This is a genomic window from bacterium, assembly GCA_024742285.1.
Lineage (GTDB): Bacteria > Myxococcota_A > UBA9160 > UBA9160 > UBA4427 > UBA4427.
In genome coordinates this window covers 458,351-478,998 of sequence record JANSYR010000001.1, presented here as the reverse complement: position 1 = coordinate 478,998, position 20,648 = coordinate 458,351, and the positions used below count along the sequence as shown (strand labels likewise).

The window sequence follows — 20,648 nt, the reverse complement described above, 5'->3', positions numbered from 1 at the left end:
GCGCATGAACCGATCGACGCCCGACCCGGAATCGAGCGAGGCGAAGAGCGGCCGCTCCGGACGCGACGCACTCGCGTGTCACGCCCCCGAGCAGGCGCCCGTCCTCGACGCGCTCGCATCCGCACCCTGGAGCGATCTGCGTGCCCGAGCGCTCGATCTGCTCTTCGACCGCGCGCGCCTCGCGATCGCCGGTCAGCACCGGCTCGCCGCCTTGCCCCGGCCCGCGTCTCTTGGCGAGAGCCCGTGGACGCTCGAAACCGCCGCCGCCTGGCGCAGCGACGACGGCGTCGACGAGCGCGCACGCGCGGCGCTCGCGATGGCGGAGCAGATCGCCTTCGACGTCGCCTCCGTACAGCCGGAGCACCGCGAGGCCTTCTTCGCCGCACTCGGCGAGAACGCCGTGCCCTTCGCCCAGGCACTCTTCGCGGCCGACCTCCTCCCCCGTGCGCGGGCCGCGCTCGATGCCTGCTTCGGCGCGAGCGATTGGCCGACCGATGCGCCTTCGACGGGCACGCTCCAGACTGCGGTCGACGAGCTGATCCGGGTCGTGCCCGCGCTCCAGTCGATCGACCCCGTGACGACGGAGCTCGTGCGACTGCTCGGTGCGCGCCATCACGCTTGCCGCGTCTGCCAGTCGGTGCGGAGCCACTCGGCGATGGCTGCCGGCGCGGACGACGCGACGTTCGATGCCGTGGATGGCTGGGCGCAGAGCGATCTCGACCCGGCGACGAAGGCGGCGCTCGCCTTCTCGGAAGGGATGCTCGCCAGCCCGGCCCGCTTCGACGCGGAGGGGGTCGCGGCGCTCCGCCGGCACGTCTCGCCCGAGGCCCGCGTGGAGCTCGTCCTCGACCTGCTGCGCAATGCGACCAACAAGGTGGCCGTCGCCCTCGGCGGCGACGCGCCCCGGGTCGAGAACGGCTACGAGGTCTACGACGTGAAGCCGGACGGCGAGATCGTCTACGGCCTCTCGAAGCCCGAGCCAGTGGGGTCCGCGGCGAGCGTCTGAGTCCCGCGTGTCAGCGGTCTCGTACTCGGGCCGCCGCCCGAAGAGCCTGCGCCGGCTCCGGTCTTCTACGCGCCGGTTTCGGTTCCGCAGGGAAGCTTCGAGTTCGAATTCCGCTAGGCGTGCACGCGGCTCGATCGAGCAGGCATTGAGAATCGCCCTTAGCGCCCCGGGCAGATCGCCCGGGGCGCTAAGGGCGATAGTCCTGCTTGTCCAGGCCGTGCTCCTTCATCTTCCGGAACATGGTGCGGCGACTGATCCCGGCGAGCTCCGCGGCCTTCAGTACCTGCCCGGACTGTTCCGTGAGCACCGCCTCCAGGTACTCGCGCTCGATCCGCTCGCGCGCGGTATCCAGGTGGGTCGCGAGCGGAATCTCCGTGTCGAGCTTCGAGTCGACCGGTTGGGGAACCCGGTCACTCGCAGGCCTCGCGGTCGCGGACTCCTCGGTCTTCGGTAGCACCCGGTTCAGATCGCGGGGGGCGAGCGTCTCGCGATCGCCCTCGAGAACGAGCCGCTCGGTGACGTTCTCGAGCTGTCGCACGTTCCCGGGCCAGTCGTATTCCGTGAGGCGGTCGATGAAGCCCTGGTTCAGGTGGGGGCGGTCGACGCCGTAGCGCTTGCAGTGCGTCCGCAGGAGATGCCCGAAGAGATACAGCACGTCTTCGCGTCGGTCTCGAAGCGGTGGGATCTCGATGCGGATCACGTCGAGTCTGTAGAAGAGGTCCTCGCGAAAGGACCCATCGCGCACCTGGTCCGTGAGCGGCGCGTTGGTCGCCGCGACGACGCGGACGTTGACGGGCACCTCCCTCGTCGCGCCCACGGGTCGGATCCGCTCCTCCTGGAGGACACGCAGGAGGCTCAGCTGTGCCTCTCCCGGCATGTCCCCGATCTCGTCCAGCAGCAGCGTCCCGCCGTCCGCGTGCCGGAAGAGGCCTTCCTTCGACTGGTTCGCGCCGGTGAACGCGCCCCGCTCGTGACCGAAGAGCTCCGACTCGACGATCTCGGGCCGGATCGAGCTGCAGTTGACGGCGACGAAGCGACCGTCGCGGCCCGAGCGTCGGTGGATGGCGCGGGCGACCAGATCCTTGCCCGTGCCAGTCTCGCCGGTCACGAGCACCGTCGCTTCGGTCGCGGCGGTTCGGGTGATGGTCATGAAGATGTCCCACATCACGTCGTTTCGGCTCAGCATGCCCTCGAAGCGGCCGCTGCGATGGCGCGCCCGGCTCAGGTTCTCGACCTGCGGCAACAGGCGCTGCCGCTGGAAGGCCTGCTCCGTCGCCTCGACGAGGGCTTGCGCGGTGTCCCCGAGGACCACGTCGTGCGCGCCTGCGCGGAAGCTCGCGCGCACGAAATCGGCCGATGCGCCTGCGCGCCACACGACGACGTCGACCAGTGGAGCCGCCGCGTGCAGCTGCTCGACCACTTCGGCGGTTCGTTCGGGGCCAGAGCGGCCACACCCGACGACGATCACGCGCGCGCTGCGTCCCTCGCGCAGCCCGTTGAACTCGCTCGGGCTGGCGATCTCGCGGGTCTCCCAGCCGGCTCGCGCGAGCCAGTTCGCCGCGCGGCGCGAATTCAAGACGACGACGACGTTCTCGGAGTTGCTCTCGGCGGCATTGGCTTCGGACACGTGCCAACTATGACCCGTTCTGGACGAGAGTGCCATGGGTGGCACTTTTCGAGGTGCCAAGTATGTCCCGTCTCGTGAGAGCATCCGTGCAGAGGCTGCTCGGGCGTTGGCACGGGCCCTGCACATGCAGCCCGCCATGAATCAGATGCAACTTCGGCTCGACTCCCACCGCAACACCCAACCCATTCGCCCGCTGGTCGACCCGCCCGTTCCCGAGCGCCGTGCGAGGCACGGCGCCACCCGCCGGAACGCCCGCGATCCCCTCGTGGTGATCAAGCTGGGGGGAAGCGCGCTCGAACCCCACGGCGCCATCCAGGCGCTTCAGCTCATGCTGGAACGGGAGTCGCTTCGCGGACGCCTCGTCGTCGTCCACGGCGGCAGCCCGGAGATCTCGACCCTGCTCGACATGGCGGGCCTGCCCAGCACCTACGAAGGCGGTCTCCGCGTCACCACCGAATCGGGGGCTGCGCTCGTCGCTGCGGCGCTCTGCGGCCTCGTCGCGCCGCGCGTCCTGGCCGCGATGGCCGAAGTCGGGATCGAGGCATCGTCGCTGAGCGGTCTCGACGACGACCTGCTCCGCGCCGAGCCCCTCGACCTCGCGCGCTATGGGCAGGTCGGTGACGTACCGACCGTCGATCCGCGCGGAGTCTGGCGCCTGCTCGACGACGGCGTGGTTCCGCTCGTCGCGCCGATCGCGCGGGGGCCGTCGCATCAGGTGATGAACGTGAACGGCGACGTCGCGGCCGGCGCGATCGCGCGCGCGCTCGGGGCGGACCGGCTCGATCTCGTGACGACCGGGCCGCTGCGAGACGCGGCGGGCCGAGCGGTCGACGCGATCTCGACCGACGAAATCGACGACCTGATCGAGGAGGGCGTCGCGACCGACGGCATGATCCCGAAGCTCCGGGCGGCCCGTTTCGCGTCGGAAGCGGACGGCTGCGGCGCGGGGGTGCCGACCGTCCGGCTCGGCGGCTTCGACGACTTCGCGGCCGGCCTCGCGACCCGCATCGAGTCGGACGCCGAAGACGAGCGCGATCTGCGAATCAGCGCATGAGTCGGCTCGAATCGATGATCCCAGACACCTCGATCGTCTTGCGAGCGGGGCGTCGCGACGACGCCGCGTCCATCTCGGCGTTGCTGCGCGCAACCGCGGGCAACTGCGTCCCGGAGCCGGAGGCGTGGATTCGTACCCACGCCCACCGATTCCTGGTCGCGACGCCGTCGGACACGAAGACCGTCGTCGCTGCTGCTGCGCTCCTTCCCGCGGAGGACGGCGCGCTGTCGTTGCGATCCGTCGCCGTCGCGCGCGAGTTTCGCGGCCGCGGGTTGGCACGTGCGGTCCTCGAGCCGCTCCTCTGCGACGAACTCGCCCGCTCGATCGACGTGTGGTGCCGCACGACGCAGCCCGCCTTCTTCGAGCGATACGGATTCCGGCCCGTGAGTCGACATCGCGGCTTCGACGGTCGCGAGCGGATTCGCATGAAGCGTGCGGCGTTCGCTCCGACGGCTTCGGACGCTGTCGTCGACGGCGCTCCGTCTCCCCCGATCCCTTCCCCGTCCCCCCGAATACCGAGTCCCGAAACCAAGGAGAACTGAAACATGAGTGCCGAAACGACACCCACCACCGAGCGCTCCGAGCGCGCTCGACCCCGCGGACGAGACCTGGCCTCGGGCCCACGTCCCGGGTCCAGCGGCCCACGTCGACGAGGCGCCGCGCGTCGCGGCGACCGGATGACCGTACGCCGCGCTACGCGGGCGGAGATGCCGATCGCGGCGGACATCCTGCGCTCGACCGCCGACTGGTACCGCCCTTTCCTCGAGCCCGAGGACATGTCCGAGCACGACGTCGGTCCGGAGTGGATCGAAGAGAATTTCGACCGGCGAGATTTTTTTCTCGGCTGGTCCGGCGGCGACCCCGTCGGCGTGCTGTCCACGCAGGAAGCCGGGGACTGGCTCTACCTGGGGTACGTCTACGTCTATGAGCACGAGACCGGACGCAGGTTCGGCCCTCAGCTGCTCGATCACGCGGCCGAGTGCGCCCGACGCCAGGGCAAACGTGGCCTCGTGCTGATCGCGCATCCCGAGGCGACGTGGGCGACCCGCGCCTACACCCGCTTCGGCTTCGAGCGGATCGCCACGAAACGCGACGAGGTGCTCGATTGGCACGACGGTTGGCTCGCTCCCTACTACGAGGAGGGCTTCGAACTCTACGGGCTCGCCGTCGAGCCGGCCGACGACAGGGAGGCCCGTTCCGCCTCGGCTCCGCGCAGCTGGGCGATCGCGGAGCACTCGCGCGCCGCGGACCTGTCCGCACGACGCGCCGCGGGCCTTTCCCAGCGAGAGGAGGTCTCGAATCATGTCTGAGTCATCGACCGATCGGCGTCCGATCGCGCTCCTCGGCTACAGCGTCGAAACGATGGAAGCGGCCACCGAGCTCGACGTTCCCTTCATTGCCGTCGTCCCGGAGCCTTTCGTCGACCAGCTGGAGAAGGACGGGATCCCCGTGGAGTCCTGGGACTTCGGGCTCCGCAACGAAGAGTCGGGCCGACTCGCAGAGCGGCTCTCCGAGCGCGGTGCGAGCGTCGCGGTTCCGCTCTACGAGGAAACCGTCGAATGGGCGGGGGCCGTGAACGGCGTCCTGCGGGAAGATCCGCGCTCGTTCCAGCGGTCGCTCCTCTTCCGCGACAAGGCGATGATGAAGCGGAACGCGCAGCTGAACGGCATTCGCGTCGGTGTCTTCGAGGAGATCGCGTCGCGCGACGACGCGCTGCAATTCTTCCGCCGCGTGAACCGGGCGATGTTGCGGACCCACGAGGACGTCTCGGACCCCGTGCACGTGAAGCCGCTCAACGCGGCGGGCAGCGTCGGTCATGTCGTGATCGGTTCGGAGGACGACGTCGCGGCGCTTCCCGACGACGCCTTTCCGTGCCTCGCGGAGAGCCACATCTCCGGACAGGAGTTCTCGGTCGAGGCCTTCGTCCACCGCGGCCGGATTCGCTTCATGAACATCACGGAGTACGTCCATCTCGGCTACTCGCAGATCGTTCCCGCGTCGCCCGATCTAGATCGATACCGCGATCGGATCGAGGCGGCCGTCGAGAAGCTGATTCGCGCGTTCCAGGTCGAGTACGGCGTGATTCATCCCGAGTACTTCGTCGACGCCGACGGCGATCTGAACTTCGGCGAGGTCGCTGCGCGCGTCCCCGGTGGACACATCTTCGACCTGATCAGCGAAGCACACGGCTTCAACGCCTACGGAGCGTATGTGCTCTGTGCGCGCCCGGAGACGACGGAAGAGGAGCTCGACCGCTTCTTCCCGCCGGCCCCCGAGGCCACGAGGTACTCGGCCAACCTGATGGTCTACCCCCGGCAGGAGCGCGTCCATGAGCTCGACATGCCGTCGGCTCTGCTCGAGCACCCCTGCTTCGAGCGCCACGACATGTTCGAACCCGCGACCAGCAAGGTCGCCGAACGGATCGGATTCGGAAATCACTATGGAACGATCTTCTTTTCAGGAGAGGATCCGAAGGTCCTTCGCGAGCTGGTGGAACACTACGAGGAGTACGACTTCTATGTCTGATCCCACCACTCACCCGGCGGGCTCTCCCGGAACGCCTCCGGCGGATACCCGGACGAAGGCAGCCAAGCCACCAGCGCCGCCCGAGAGCGGCGCAGCGCAGCCGCATCCGGCTACCGGGGCCTGGGCTTCGTCGTTCGTCCGTGCCCTCGACGATCTCGAAGGCGCGAGGGATTTCGCGAAGGCGCGCTACCAGACCGAACTCTTCCGACTCGCGGCGGAGGGACTGGACGACGACGAGAGCATCGGCTTCGTCAGGCACCACGCCCGCCGCTTCGACGCTGCTGGCGTCTTTCGCGGCGGTCCATGGGAACGCGTCGACCGGCTGGTTCCCGAGCTCGTCGCCGCCGGGCTGCGCGGCGAAGGCGTCTACCCGACCGTAGAAGCGCTGAGCGAGATTCGATTGCTGTCGATCGCCGCTGGGGAGTACGCGAACGAGCACCTGTCGGAGGACGACGCGAGGCGGTTCCTCTCGGACGTGATGAAGCTGAATCTCGATCTCCTCTACGGCGAGGGGGAGACGGAAGAGGCGCGTGTCCGGCCGCGGGTGATGGCGAGAGCGCGTCGCCTCTTTCGCCTGATCGAGGAGGAGATCCCGACCGACGGCCTCCTGGACCGCGTCGTCGAAGAGATCGAGCAGCGTGCGGCCCAGCGCCCGATTCGCGTGGACGTGCTGCACCGGCTCGTCCAACAGGCGACGTCGATTCCCGTCGACGGCGAGTCGGACGCAACGCGTGCGCGCCTCGATCGCTTCGTCCGCGCGAGTCGTTTCCCGTCCGCGAGTGCAGAAGTGGCCGGCTCGCTGACTGCCTACCGGGCCCACCTCGTCGAGTCCGGAGACGCGACGGTCGATTCAGAGGTGTCCCTGCTCGGAGAGCTGCTCGCCTCGACGGGGCTCTCCAGCGGGTTCCACGCCGTGCTGCTCCGCCGCGTGCGGCGCGACGTCGACCGGGTCGCGACCGCACTCGGTCTGTCGGACGTGGGCAGGGCGGACCTCGAGCAGAACGCGGAGCTGGTCGCGAATCTGATCGGTGCGGCGATCACGCCCGCGACCTGTGACGCGATTCACGGACTCTCGCAGATGCTCGAGCGATCTCTGCTCTCACGCCCGGAGGTCGCGACTTCTCTCGCCAAGCTGGGGACGATCGACCTGCGGAGCGAGGTCCGTTCGGCACTCCTCGACCCCTTGCCTTCCGGGAGTGGGATGACGGCGAATGGCGCGCTCATCGCGGGCGTCGTCTCCGTTCTCGGGCAGCCGCTCGGCGTGGGGCAGGGCTCGAACCCGACGTGCGTGGCGGCACGGGCGATCAGTATGTGGAGTCTCCAGGCGCCGGGATACCTCCTCGAGCACCTCGTGGGCGCCGCGCGGGACGGGACCGTGGAGATTCCCTTCGAAGGCCGGCCGCTGCGGTCCGACGAACTCGGAGGGGGCGTCGCCGAAGGCGTCTTCGACACGACGTCGCTGGACCCGGTCTCGCGCATCCTCGTGCCGCATCTCGACCGCATCTACGACGAGATGATGCGGCAGGCCTCCCTCCGCGGCGAGGATCCGCACAAATGGGTGAACCCCGCGCTCTACGGACGCTGGGTCCCGAACGGTTTCGCGTCGATCTTCGACGTCGGCGGCGCGAGCGTTCTGGGCTACGCGGAGTTCGTCCGTCTCTTCTTCGCGACGCATCATCCGGGCTACGCAGACCACGCCGATCTGATCTATCCGAACCCGGTCGGAATCTTCGTGACCGACGTCCACGGCCAGCTCCTCGGATACCACGCGATCTCGATCCAGCGCGTGACGTCCGACGGCGGCGGTGACTTGCGGGTGTACTTCTTCAATCCGAACAACGAGGGACGGCAGCGCTGGGGCCGTGACGTCGAACCGACCGTGCGTGGGCATGGCGAGGTGCCGGGCGAGTCTTCGCTTCCCTTCGAGCACTTTGCCGCCCACCTCTATGCCTTCCACTACAACCCCTACGAGGTCGGCGACGGCTTCGCTGTCCCGCAGGAGACGATCGACGAGATCGAGACGCACGCACGCGAGACGTGGGGGCGGGACTTCGAGTGGCGGTGAGCGTGGCGATGATCCCGAGTGGGAGTGAAGCGGGCGGACGCGAGGCGGGTCGCGGCGCGAGAGCACCGCACGGGCGCAGCGGGCAGTCCGGGCGAGGGGGGCGCCGTGTCCACGGCTGAGCCGGAAGCGAGCGCGGGATCGAGATCCCATCGCTTGCTGGCTGCGATGGCGGCCGGTGCTCTGCTCGGCGGCGTCTTCGGATGGGTCGCGCCCGAGCGGGCGGCGCAGGTCGGAATCCTCGGCGAACTGTGGCTGCTGCCGCTCCGGATGACGGTGATCCCGCTGATCGTCTTCTCCGTGGTGCACGGCGTCTCCTCGATCGGAGACTCGGGGCGTCTCGGCCGTCTGGGCTCCGCGACCGCCATCTACTATCTCGGGACGACCGCGTGTGCGATCGGACTCGGCGTGGTCGCCGTGACCGTGATCGCGCCCGGCGAGGGCGTCGACCTGTTGGGTGCGGCGACGCCGGACGTGGCTACCTCCGCGGCGGGTCGCACGGATTGGCAGGACGTCCTGCGCAATCTGCTCTCGCCCAACCTCGTCGCTTCGGCGACGGCGGGCGACCTCGTTCCGCTGATCCTCTTCGCGCTCGCGTTCGGGATCGCGCTCTCGATGATCGGCGATCGTGGTCGACCCGTCTCCGAGCTGGTGGAGGGCGTGTTCGCCGCGATCCTCAAGATGGTCCACGGAATCATCCTGCTCGGACCGATCGGCGTGTTCGGCCTAGTGGCCGCGCGACTCGGCGCAGCCGGCGGGAGCGAGGGAATCGTCGCGCTGCTGACCGGGCTCGGGTGGTTCACCTTGACCGTCGTCGGCGGGCTCGCGATCCATGGCATTCTCACGCTGGGCCTCGTGCTCACACTCGTCGCTCGACGCGATCCGTTCGCCTACGCGCGCGATCTGGGCACGCCGCTCACGACGGCGTTCGCCACGGCGAGCTCCTCGGCGACGCTCCCACTCACGCTCGACGCCGTGGAGGAAGCGGGCGTCGACGCGAACGTCAGCCGGTTCGTGCTTCCGCTCGGCGCGACGGTCAACATGGACGGATCCGCGCTCTACGAGGCGGTCGCCGCGGTCTTCATCGCCCAGGCCGTGGGTGTCGACCTCGACGCGGGCGCGATGGTGGCCCTCTTCGTGACGGCGACGCTCTCGACGATCGGCGCCGCGGGCATTCCCGAGGCCGGTCTCGTCACGATGGTCGTCGTCCTCGAGGCCGTCGGTCTCCCGCTCGAGGGCCTCGGGCTCCTGCTCGCGATCGACTGGCTGATCGATCGCTTCCGCACCGCGGTGAACGTCTGGGGGGATGCCGTCGGCGCGGCCGCGGTCGGCGCCGTGGTGGGCGATGCGGGAGAGCGCTGAACGCTATCCTCGCGACCATGATCGACGCGCTCCCCGACCGACTGCTGCTGGACTCCCTCGCGACCCTTCGACGCACCCTCCACGACGTGCCCGAGCCCGCCGGTCACGAGGCGCTCACCGCGCAGATCATCGCGAACTTCCTTTCGGTCTACGCGCCGGACGAGCTCCTGCTCGGTCTAGGGGGGCATGGTGTCGCCGCGGTGTTCGAGAGCGGAGAAGAGGGCCCGACCCTCGTCGTTCGCTGCGAACTCGACGCCCTTGCGGTCGAGCCGGACGGGAGCGCGGAACCACTCGCGAAGCGATCCGCTGCGCACCGCTGTGGACATGACGGGCACATGTCGATCGTCGCCGGCCTCGCTCCGATCCTTCGGTACTCGCCGCCGGCGAAGGGGCGCGTCGTGCTGCTCTTCCAGCCCGCCGAAGAGACCGGCGAAGGCGCGTTGCGAATCGTCGACGATGCGCGGTTCGAGACCCTGCGGCCCGATGCGGTCCTCGGCTTCCACAACCTGCCGGGGCATCCGCTCGGGTCGGTCGTCGTCAGGGAAGGACTCTTCACGCGCGCCTCCACGGGCGTACGCGTGCGACTCGACGGCATCCCGGGGCACGCGGCGCAGCCGGAGCTCGCGCGCCCGCCGACCCTCGCCGTCGCCGATCTGCTCCTCGGTCTCTCGCAGGTCGCAGCGAGCCTCGACGGAGGTCGCATCGTCACGGTCACTCACGCCTCGCTCGGACGTCCGTCGTTCGGTCTCTCGCCGGGGCATGCCGAGGTGCTCGCGACGCTGCGCGCGGAAGACGACGCCTCGCTTCGGCCGTTGAAGCGCACCGTCGAGGAGCTCGTGGTCTCGGTCGCGAGCGAACACGAACTCAGTCACGCGCTCAGCTGGCACGAGTCGTTCCCGGCTTGCCGCAACGACCCGGGCCTCACGCGCGTGTTGGCCGACTGCGCTCGCGCGCGGGGGGTCGACGTCCGGACCGCGGACGCGCCGTTCGCCTGGTCCGAGGACTTCGGCGTCTATTCCCTGCGATGGCCGTCCGTGTACTTCGGACTCGGAGCCGGCATGGAAGCCGCAGCGTTGCACCACGACGACTACCGCTTTCCGGACGAGTGCCTCTCCATTGGACTCGGTCTTCTGACACGAACGATCGCGCGGCTCTCGTCGGAGACGCGGTTCGCGGACGCGATGCCCCCGGTCACGTCGCCGTCGCGTCCTGCCGCGCTTCGTACGGGGGGCAGCTGACGAACCGGAAACGGGAGTCGCCACGCGGCAGGCGCTCGCGACACGCCGTGCGAACTTCGAAGCGCGGCTGATCGCGTTCGCGCGTGAGCCCGGGAAGACAATCGGCCGTCGAGCTCGCCCGGCCGGCCTTTCGGTCGGCGCCCGCGAGCACGCGCGACTGGCTACCGGCCAGGCCTCAGGTACGAAGGGCTCGGCTTCGCAGTCGCAGTGGGTCTTCCGTCCCGCGTCCTACCGACGGTGTCGATCCCGGAGGCCGAGCGCCGCCTCCGGAACGGGCCGAGAGGCCCGGCGCGAGAGTCCCGCCAGCCCGAGGCCGATCAGCAGCGCCGTGGAGGGCTCGGGGACGGGCGTGACGCTGTGCACGTCGAGCACGATGGTGTCGATTCCGAGGCCCGCGATGGTCTGCGAAAGATAGAAGCTCGAAACGTTGTCGAAGCCCGAGACGTCCAGGGTGAACCAGGGCCTGTAGGGCAACCCGTAGTCGTCGATGGCGAAGGCGGTCCACTGACTCTCGAGGTCCGCGACGGTCGGATCGAATTCGGTGCTCAACAGGATCTGGGCGTCGTCGGGGCCCGTCGCCCAGGGAAGCCGCTTGAGATCGGGCACCGTCGAGATCCTTTCCCGAATCGAGTAGTCGATCGACACGACGTCGAAGCGCGCCCCGCTCTCGAGGGAGATGTTGAGCCCCTGCAGGTCGTCGGTCCAGGAGTGCATCCGCTCGTATCGGCCATCCGGTCGTCCGGACCAGTTCGGCTGCACGTGCGTATGCCCGAGCTGGAACGCGGCGCTCGGCGTACCCACGTCCGTCGCCCAGAATCCGGCCGCCCGGATCCCGTTCGACTCGATCCAGTCGTAGGGGCCGTGCAGCTCTCCGCCCGGGTAGACGATCGTCGGATCGTAGGCGCCATCGTCGAAGGTGAGGGTGATCAAGGCGGCACTTCCGACGCCAGGCGCCATCAGGAGGGCGGCGATCACGAAGATTCCCAGGGCACGTCCACGAATCTCCGGGCGAGCGGCTCGGGGGGGCTGAGTCATCGTCGTTCTCATCTCATCTCGCTTCTTCTGCTCTGGGCCGCTCGTGTTCCGGCACCCGATTGCTCGACCCTTGCCACCTGCCTGCGCGCCTCGGCCGCTCGATTTCACGAGAGGCCTCGGATCCGTTGCGCAAGAAGTGGAACTCAACTTCAACTATTTCCCCTCCGGAGTACGCAGCAGAAGCTGCGAATGCGCCGGAGGGCAGGTTCGAAACGCCCGGGGAGGCCGACTTCCCGTCTTTCCCGGTCGCGGTGGCGTCGCCTGCCTGGACGGGCGACGTGTCCGCACCCGCGTTTGAGCAAGAACCGTGCCGATCGCCTTTCGTGATCGGAGGATCGACGCCATGAATGGGAGTGCCTGCGGCGAGGGAATTGGGGACGGGAAATCCCATCGGGCTCTGCCGGAATCACCGATTCAAGTGAACCACGCCGGGAATCCCGGCCGGGTCCCTCGGACCCAGGTGCGGAGGGCCTCAGCCGAGCATCCGATCTTCTCCGCGATCGATCGGATGGCCTCCCACTCCGAGCCCCATTCGGATCGGTGTCCTGCGACCATCCGAACCGCACGTTCCCGAACTCCTTGTGAAGACCTTTCCTGCCGTGGCGCGACGCCATCCTCTCGAGAGATGGAGCCTCCGGAAAACTCGGGGCGATTCAGTCGGCCGGCTCGGACTTCGGGCTGCAGTCTCCCGCTCCCGGGCAATCTCCGGACCCTCCTCGGGCGTTTCTCCCAGTCTCGGCGATCGGGATGCGTCCCCAGGCCGTCCGGACCACCGTGATGTGTCAGCCGAACGCGAGCCGTCGTCTGGCCAACCCACTTCTCAGGCTTTCGTGTCGAACAAAGAAAAGTGTCGTCATGGAAAGACCGTCGCCAGCCGAATCGGCAGGGGGGAGACTTCGAGCGGCAGCTACCGATTCGTCATACTCTCTTTCAGCGTTCGACGTACGCACCTGATTGGTCAAGCGGCGGAGCCTCGATGACCCGAAAGACCGCGGAACGGCGCGTGAGTGATCAGCTCCAGCAGTTCACGTCTGCGCTGTTGAATCTCTCTCGAAGCACGACGTGGCATTCGGGTGATCGGCGTCGCGCCTTTCGCGAGCTTTGTGAGAAGGCTTCGGATGCGCTCAGGGTCGCGCGAGTCAGCGTCTGGCTACTCGACGATTCCCGTTCGAAGCTCGTCTGCGAGAATCTCCTCGATACTCGGGACCAGACCCACTCGTCGGGTGCGGAGCTGAGACGGAGCGACTACCCGATCTACTTCTCCGCGCTCGATGACCAGCGCACGATTGCGGCGATCGACGCGGCGAATCACCCATTGACGCGCGAGTTCGCTGCCGACTATCTGTCGGAGTTGGGCATCGACTCGATGCTCGATGCGCCGATCATGATGGGCGGGCGCAGCGTCGGCGTGATCTGCCACGAACAGGTCGGGCGACGTCGAAGCTGGACACGCGATGAAGAGAGCTTCGCCGCATCGATCGGGGAGTTCGCGGCACTCACGTTGGAAGCTGAGCTCCGGCGAAGCGCTGAGAAGGTGCTTCAGACTCGTGAGCAGGAGCTGAGGATCGCGTTGAAGGCCGCGGCCATGGGGACCTGGTCCTGGTCGCTCAGTTCGAACCGGGTCGTCTGCAGCGAGGAGGTCGGGGAGATTCTCGGGCGCGAGTACGGGTGGAGCCCGGCGAGCCACGAAGAATTCTTCTCGATCATTCATCCGAGCGACCGGGATCGCGTTGCCGCGGAGTTCGGGAGCGTCATCCGCCATCCGGAGCTCCAGCGATTTCTTACCTATCGAATCATGGCTCCGGATGGCTCGATCCGATGGATCGAAACGCGCGGACAGCTCGAGCAGAGGTCGCCGAGCGGCGGTTCGGATCGCCTGCTTGGGACGATGAGCGACTGCACTGCGTACAAGAAGCTCGAGGACCAGCTGCACCAGGCCCAGAGGATGGAGGGCATCGGTCAGCTGGCAGGGGGAATCGCGCACGACTTCAACAATCTCTTGACCGTGATCACGGGATTCGCCCAGGTTCTGCTCGACGACTCGGAGCTGGGCGAAGACGAGCGAGGCTCGGCGCAGATGATCGCCGACGCATCGGAACGCGGCGCCCAGTTGACCCGACAGCTGCTCGCGTTCGCCCGCCAACAGCCTTTGAAGGTGACGCGCGTAGACCTCGCGACTCTGGTCGATGGCGTATCGCAGTTGCTCGAACGAATGGTGGGGGATGACGTGACGATCGTGATTCGCGCGATCGATCGTCCGACCGCTCGCGTCGACGTCGGTCAGGTCGAGCAGGTGTTGATGAATCTCTGTATCAACGCACGGGATGCGATCTCGGGACGAGGAGAGATCGCCATCACGGTGTCGTCGCACGAGCTGAGCGGATCGACGGTCGAGTGCCCCCTTCCGGCGGGACGCTACGCGTGCATCGACGTGGTCGACCAGGGGCCCGGAATTCCGCCCGAGGATCTCGATCGAATCTTCGAGCCGTTCTTCACGACCAAGCCGGCCGGAAAAGGGACGGGCCTCGGACTCTCGACCTGCTACGGAATCGCCAGACAGCTGGGCGGCGACATCTTCGTGCGCAGCGTCCCTGGCGAGGGCACCCGATTCCGCGTTCTCTTGCCCGAAGACGATGTGGATGACGTTTCCGACGACGATGGGGTGGTCGCCTCGCGGAAGTCGGGTGCGGGCAGACTCGTTCTCCTCGTCGAAGACGATGAGATGGTCCGTCTGCTGAACGCCTCGGTGCTGGAGCAAGCCGGCTACCGGGTTCTGACGGCCGCCGATGGTGACGAAGCCCATGCGGTGATGCGTGCGGCGGGTCGTCCCGTCGATCTCGTGGTCGCCGACGTCGTTCTTCCGGGTCGAACGGGCCCAAGCGTGCTCGAGGAGCTGCGAAAGCTTCAGCCCTCGTTCCGTTCGCTCCTCGTCTCCGGGCATGTGATGGATTCGAGCGAAGAAGCCGAGATCCTGAAGGGTGATTTTCTCGAGAAGCCCTTCAAGCCGAACGACCTCCTCGCGATGGTCGGTGAGATACTCGACCGCTAGGTGCGACGATTCCCGCGCCGTCGGTCGTGAAGGACCCGGTCGCGCGCCTCAGCTCGCCGGTGCCCCCGTTCAGAAGCTCTCGAACGGCACGACGACCGCGCGCCCGTCGATCTCGCCGGCGTGCAAGGCGCGATAGGCGTCGACGCTCTGATCGAGCGGAAACTTCGTGACCCGGGATCCGACGAGCCCGCGCGCCGCGAGATCGAGCAGCTCGACGAGCTCGGGGCGCGATCCCCAATAGGTCGTCTGGATGCTGACTTCGTAGGGCACGGTGAAGAACGACACGGGCAGCGCCCCGCCGCCGAGCCCCACGACCGTCAGGTCGCCGAGTGGGCGCGCGACGGCGGCGGCCAGACCGAGTGTCGCCTCTACGGCGACGAAGTCGAACACGACGTCGGCGCCGAGCCCCCCGGTCGCAGACCGGATCTCTTCGGCCGTGGCGTCGTTCGCGAGCAGGGCGATGTCCGCGCCGTGCTCCTGCGCGAGCTTCAGCGCGGATTCGCGTTGATCGACCGCGATGATCTTCGCCGCCGTCGTCGCCCTGAGGATCTGCACCGCCATGTGCCCGAGACCCCCGACGCCGATCACGACGACGCTCGAGCCCGGCACCAGCTTCGGCAGTGAGCGTCGAATCGCGTGATAGGGCGTGAGTCCGGCGTCGGTCAGCGGCGCCGCGCGGGCAGGATCCAGTCCGTCGGGCAACGGCACGAGCAAGCGCGGGTCGGGCACGAGCATGTACTCCGCCATGCCTCCGTCGACACCGATGCCACCTCCGCCTCCGGGCGTCGGCGCTTCGAGCGGGTTCTCGCAGTACATCTCCATCCCCGGTCTGCAGCGCGCGCAGGTTCCACAGCCCCAGGGCCCGTAGACGGCGACGGGCTGCCCGCGCTCGATGCCGGTCACGCCGTCGCCCACCGCATCGACCCAGCCGGCGTTCTCGTGGCCGAGCGTGAAGGGCAGCTCCCAGGTGGCCGTCTCGGGATCGAAGTCGTGCATGATGTGGAGGTCGGAGTGGCACGCACCGGCTCCGCCGATCTTGACGACGAGTTCGCCGGGGCCGGGCTCGGGCCTGTCGACCTCGACCAGCTTCGGTTCGGACTTCCACTCGACGAGTCTCAATGCCTGCATTCGTGTCTCCCCGCTCGCCCCTCTCGATCTCTCGGCGAGTCGAGAGCGTATCGCCGATCGCGGTTCCCTCGAGGAAACGCGCGTCCGCTCGTCTTCTACGCGTCGGTCGGTTCGCCATCCTCGCGGGCCCGAGATCTCACGCGCGTTCCGTAGAGGCGTTCGTTCGTCGGACCGCGGAGGCGGCTTCGGGCCCGCGAACCCGCTCCTTTCTTGCGCCCCTCCGCGCCCCGCGCTAACTCGGAATCGGTCCCGCTGCTCTTCGGATCGATGCGTCATACCGCGTCTCCGCCCTGATCGGACCGATGGGGTCTCGCGTATGTATCCCCGGCTCGGTGGCTTCGAGAATCTCGACGGGGCGCTGCTCTATACGCCGGTGACCGCGCTGGCGGCGCTCGCGGTCAGCCTCGTCCTTTTCTGGCTCCTGGGGAGGGAAGGATTCCGGATCCGGGATCTCGTCCCGATGGCCGTGCTCGTCGGGATCGGGGGCTTCGGTGGCGCGAAGCTGTACAGCCTCCTCTATCGATGGGCGAGCTTCGGCGGAGCACTCGGGGATTTCTCCCAGGAGGTTCAAGGGGGCTGGCGGTATCCGGGGGCGCTCGTCGGGATGTTGCTCGCCGTCTGGCTCGGTCGGCGACTCCTTCCGCGGGGTCTGTCGGCCCGCGCATACCTCGATGCATGGGCGCCCGCGTTCGCGTTCGGGGGCGGCATCGGTCGTGTGGCGTGCCTCCTGCACGGCTGCTGCTACGGCGCTCCGTCGAGTCTTCCGTGGGCGATCCAGTATCCGTACGGCTCGATCCCGTGGCACGATCACCTCGCGGCCGGGCACATCTCGCAGGTCGAGTCGCTCTCGGCCGCGGTCCACCCGTTTCCCATATACCTGCTGCTCATGGAATGGATCCTGGCGGCCTACCTCCTTCGATTGCGCAAACGCGCCCGCTTCGAGGGAGAAGTCACGCTCCTCTTCCTGGCGATTCACGGACTCGCGAAAGGATGGATCGAGCTCTTCCGTGATCCGGTGAGCGGATTCCATCTGGTCGTCGTTCCGATCGGACTGGTGGCGCTCGCGCTCCTCCTCTGGGAGCGGCGGCGTTCGTACGCTGATGGAAGCCGCGCGTCGGGCGAGCGCGCCGGCGCCGCCGGGGTCGGTGTCTCGTGAGGCGCGGTCGAGCCCTCGTTCGCGCCAGGGCGTCCCGCGTCTTCGGCGTCGCGCTCGCCTTGCTCGGGCTGGCCGTCGTTCGCGCTGAGATGGCGGACCCCCAGACCTTCGCGCTCTCCGAGACCCCGCCTCTCAAGCAGACGATCACCTACGTCGGGAAGACGACGACGACCGATTTCCGCGGCCCGGGAATGGGGCAGCACCTGCAGTACTTCCCGGCATTCGATCTCGACGACTTCCAGTCGGGTCTCCCGACCGATTGCGATGGTTGTATCGAGTGGACTCCGGAGTTCGAGAACTTCAAGCACCACCTGGGACTCGATGCACTGGATCGCACGTTCTCGCCCGATGCCGGTGGTGAGCCGGTCGGCGTCAAGACCGCCGGCGGTGACCCGAGCTGGGACGTGTTCATCCTCCCGGACGGGACGACCGGAACCTCTGGAACGACCTACGACGAACACGCCTGTGGTAACGCCAACAACTTCGTCAACCAGCTCCGAATCAACACGGGCACGCTCCAGGACTTCTGCCTCAATCTGATCACGGACAACAGTGGACCGGAACACGCTCCGAACCTTCGTCTCGAGGCGCGCGCGGACGATTCCGACGCCGACTTCGATCTCGGCGCGGTTCCGCAGTTCGGTGTCGAGGGTCAGCCGGAACCCCATCCCGACTTCAGCTTCGATGGCGAGACCGACGTCTACACGTTCCGATACATGGGAATGAGCGAGGGCGATCGGATCCGTATCCGGATCCAGGGAGAGGGTGGGGCGGGCTGCGCGGGGCCGGGTCTCGGCGGAATCATGGTGTCCCACATCAGCACGTGTACCCCGCCTCCCGGCACGTGCACTCCCGATTGCTCCGGCAGACTCTGCGGAGACGATGGCTGCGGCGGCTCGTGCGGGGAGTGCCCTCGCGTGGACAAGCTCGTGCGCCGGACGGGACACGTCGGGGCGGTCGTCTACGACGAAGACGGTTCCGTGCAGACCGGAACGCAGGACGACGTCGAGATCGTCGCGAGCGTCGGTGACACGCTCCGGGGCGAGGTGAGCGACATCGAAACGGATCTGCAGAACAAGCTTCGGTCCGCGTTGGTCCAGGAGTTCAACGAGTACTCGTTCAACGTGCGCAACGTTCGCTTGACCTTGACGCGAAGCATCGGCGTCGAATCGACCGCCCTCGCCACGGGATCCCATGCGTTCACGGCACGACTCGAACAAGCGTTCCTCAAGTTCAAGCTGAAGCCGGAGGCCGATGACAACACGAAGTTCATCGTCAAGATCACCGTCCCGGACATCGCGGTCAGCGGACTCTTCGATCCGATCTCGGGCGAGATCACGAACCTCGCCGCCACGAACGGTCCCGTCACGGTCGACATCGACGGAGGCGGCGGACTGGGATCCGTCATCAGCCTCTTCGACGATTTCGGCGATTTCCTTCCCGACGTGATCGCCGACGCGCTGGATCTCTCCGTCATCGAAGGCGCCCTCGCGCGGGTCGTCGAGTCCGAGATCGACGAAGAGCTCGCGGAGCTCGCCGGGGATGCCGAGGGCTTCGTGCTCCTGCCCCTCGCTCTCGTCCCCGAGACCATCCAGGTCGCGGGTTTCGACTACGGCCCGCAGATCCGCCAGGCGCTCCTCGCCCCGACGGTCGGCGACACCATCTCTCTCCACTACGACGCGACCGATCCCCAGATCGTCTCTCCGCCGGGCTTCGCGATCGAGACCCTCCAGGAGGCGGTTCTGGTGCTCGACGTCGGAGGCGACTTCGTCCTCACCGCCTCGCAGCGGACGACACGCTTTCCGGAGGTGCGCGCGGACATCGAGCTGGCCTCGTTCGATCACGCCGGCGACTACGTCGTCGAGGGTTGGGTCTGTGCCGTCGATCTCGAGGAGTCGCTCGAGGTCGGCCTCTTCTCGGACGGCCACGCCGTTCGAATCGTCACCGCCGATCTCGTGTCCGAGCCCGAGGTCGGAGAGCAGTGCACGATCGGAGGTATCTACGATCGCTACCGGTATGCGCTCGAGGTGCCACCGGAGGAGCTCGTATCGGTCAACGGCTGGGACAATCAGCTGAGCGTCGTCGCCGGCTACGGCGTCTTCGAGGACACGCTCGGCGACGTCTATCGATCGCACTCCACGCCCTGGCTGCTCGACGCCGACTCGGCGACGAGCGTGAGCCTCCATCCGGATCCGGGGCACCGCTACGTCGCCGACTTCACGGGCGATGGGCGGGACGACTACATGTTCCGAGAGGTCGCGACCGGAAACTGGTACGTCGCGGTCTCGACGGGGGGCGGCTTCGCCCCGCCGATGATCTGGCTGACCAACGGAGATTCTCCGACGGGCAAGTCCTACCACGTCAGCGCGGCCTTCCAGTTCGTCGCGGACTTCAGCGGGGACGGACGGAGCGACTATCTCTTCAAGCAGGAGGGAACGAACGACTGGTACGCGGCGGTCTCGAACGGAGATGGATTCGAGACGCCGGCCCTCTGGCTGGACGCGAGCACCGCTCCCGCCGGTCCGACCCACAATGCCGGGTACATGTACGTCGCGGATTTCGACGGAGACGGACGGTCGGACTACCTCTACAAGCGCTCGGGCATCGACGAGTGGCTCGTCGCCCGATCGACCGGGAACGGGCTCGAGCCGCCGCTCCCCTGGCTCTTCGGCGCGGCGTCTCCGACCGGAAGGACCTACCACGCCGATCCGAGCTTCCAGCTGATCGGCGACTTCGACGGAAACGGTCGAAGCGACTACCTGTTCAAGGAGACGGGAGGCGGAGACTGGTATGTCGCGCTCTCGTCCGGAAACTCGTTCCATACGCCGACGCTGTGGCTCGGCGAGGTCGACGCCCCCGGCTTCCCGACGTTCAACCGTGGGTATCAGTACGTGGCCGACTTCGACGGCGACGGGGCCGACGACTATCTATGGAAGCGCGAGGGCGTGGACGAGTGGTACGTCGCCCGCTCCCGGGCGGACGTGTTCGACCTCCCGACGCGCTGGCTCGCCGGAAGCGATTCGCCGACCGGGCAGGCCTATCACGAGGACCCCCACAACTTCCAGTTCCTCGGCGACTTCGACGGTGATGGACGGACGGACTACCTCTTCAAGCGGCCCTCGAGCAACGATTGGTTCGTCGCGCTCTCGGAGGGCGAACGCTTCGCGAAGCCCCTCCTGTGGCTGTCGCTGACCGCCTATCTGCCCGAGCGCACCTACTCCGAGAACGCGACGCGCCAGTATCTCGGAGACTTCTCGGGTGACGGGACGAGCCAGTTCCTGCACTATGACAACCCGTCTGGCGCGTGGTACGTCACGTCGACGCTGCTGCCGAGACCCGCCGCGCCGCTGCCCCCGCGCCCGCCCGGCGGGTGCTGAGAAGCGCAGCCGAACGAAACGGAGGAGC

14 protein-coding genes are annotated in these 20,648 nt (G+C 67.8%); 11 read left to right on the top strand and 3 right to left on the bottom strand.

Annotation, left to right across the window (positions count from 1 at the left end; genetic code table 11):
• The first annotated feature begins 4 nt into the window (after positions 1–4).
• The gene (locus NXI30_02100; GenBank protein ID MCR9092986.1) at positions 5–1,006 is read left to right on the top strand and encodes a hypothetical protein; all 1,002 of its coding nucleotides are present in this window, start codon (positions 5–7) and stop codon (positions 1,004–1,006) included.
• A gap of 187 nt (positions 1,007–1,193) precedes the next feature.
• Here NXI30_02100 and NXI30_02095 read toward each other — a convergent pair whose 3' ends face one another.
• On the bottom strand, positions 1,194–2,633 hold the full coding sequence (locus NXI30_02095; GenBank protein ID MCR9092985.1) for a sigma-54 dependent transcriptional regulator: 1,440 nt from the start codon (positions 2,631–2,633) through the stop codon (positions 1,194–1,196).
• A gap of 136 nt (positions 2,634–2,769) precedes the next feature.
• Here NXI30_02095 and argB point away from each other — a divergent pair, with 136 nt between their 5' ends.
• The 7 genes from argB (at position 2,770) to NXI30_02060 (ending at position 10,875) form a co-directional block, all read left to right on the top strand.
• A complete protein-coding gene (argB, locus tag NXI30_02090; GenBank protein ID MCR9092984.1) occupies positions 2,770–3,687 on the top strand; it encodes an acetylglutamate kinase in 918 nt (305 codons plus the stop codon).
• The gene (locus NXI30_02085) at positions 3,684–4,229 is read left to right on the top strand and encodes a GNAT family N-acetyltransferase (protein ID MCR9092983.1); all 546 of its coding nucleotides are present in this window, start codon (positions 3,684–3,686) and stop codon (positions 4,227–4,229) included. The genes argB and NXI30_02085 overlap by 4 nt, the downstream gene beginning before the upstream one ends.
• A gap of 135 nt (positions 4,230–4,364) precedes the next feature.
• Complete coding sequence (locus tag NXI30_02080; protein MCR9092982.1) at positions 4,365–4,997, top strand: GNAT family N-acetyltransferase; 633 nt, start codon at positions 4,365–4,367, stop codon at positions 4,995–4,997.
• Positions 4,990–6,213, top strand: coding sequence for an ATP-grasp domain-containing protein (locus NXI30_02075; protein MCR9092981.1), 1,224 nt, complete (start codon positions 4,990–4,992; stop codon positions 6,211–6,213). Before NXI30_02080 ends, NXI30_02075 begins: the two co-directional genes overlap by 8 nt.
• Positions 6,206–8,278, top strand: a complete 2,073-nt coding sequence (locus NXI30_02070; GenBank protein MCR9092980.1) for a hypothetical protein — start codon at positions 6,206–6,208, stop codon at positions 8,276–8,278. Before NXI30_02075 ends, NXI30_02070 begins: the two co-directional genes overlap by 8 nt.
• Positions 8,279–8,443: 165 nt before the next feature.
• Positions 8,444–9,637, top strand: coding sequence for a dicarboxylate/amino acid:cation symporter (locus NXI30_02065; protein ID MCR9092979.1), 1,194 nt, complete (start codon positions 8,444–8,446; stop codon positions 9,635–9,637).
• Positions 9,638–9,654: 17 nt separating this feature from the next.
• Complete coding sequence (locus NXI30_02060) at positions 9,655–10,875, top strand: amidohydrolase (protein MCR9092978.1); 1,221 nt, start codon at positions 9,655–9,657, stop codon at positions 10,873–10,875.
• A gap of 228 nt (positions 10,876–11,103) precedes the next feature.
• On the opposite strand, the gene NXI30_02055 is transcribed toward NXI30_02060, so the two are convergent.
• Complete coding sequence (locus NXI30_02055; GenBank protein ID MCR9092977.1) at positions 11,104–11,910, bottom strand: PEP-CTERM sorting domain-containing protein; 807 nt, start codon at positions 11,908–11,910, stop codon at positions 11,104–11,106.
• 976 nt (positions 11,911–12,886) lie between these two features.
• On the opposite strand from NXI30_02055, the gene NXI30_02050 reads away from it, so the two are divergent.
• Entirely contained in the window at positions 12,887–14,959 is a 2,073-nt protein-coding gene (locus tag NXI30_02050; protein MCR9092976.1) for an ATP-binding protein, read from the top strand.
• Positions 14,960–15,028: 69 nt separating this feature from the next.
• Here the strand turns inward: NXI30_02050 and NXI30_02045 are convergent, their stop codons facing one another.
• Positions 15,029–16,087, bottom strand: coding sequence for an NAD(P)-dependent alcohol dehydrogenase (locus tag NXI30_02045; protein MCR9092975.1), 1,059 nt, complete (start codon positions 16,085–16,087; stop codon positions 15,029–15,031).
• Positions 16,088–16,403: 316 nt separating this feature from the next.
• Between NXI30_02045 and NXI30_02040 the strand changes: the two genes are divergently transcribed.
• Together NXI30_02040 and NXI30_02035 are read left to right on the top strand one after the other, a co-directional pair.
• On the top strand, positions 16,404–17,243 hold the full coding sequence (locus tag NXI30_02040) for a prolipoprotein diacylglyceryl transferase (GenBank protein ID MCR9092974.1): 840 nt from the start codon (positions 16,404–16,406) through the stop codon (positions 17,241–17,243).
• On the top strand, positions 17,240–20,620 hold the full coding sequence (locus NXI30_02035; protein ID MCR9092973.1) for a VCBS repeat-containing protein: 3,381 nt from the start codon (positions 17,240–17,242) through the stop codon (positions 20,618–20,620). Before NXI30_02040 ends, NXI30_02035 begins: the two co-directional genes overlap by 4 nt.
• Positions 20,621–20,648 lie beyond the last annotated feature (28 nt).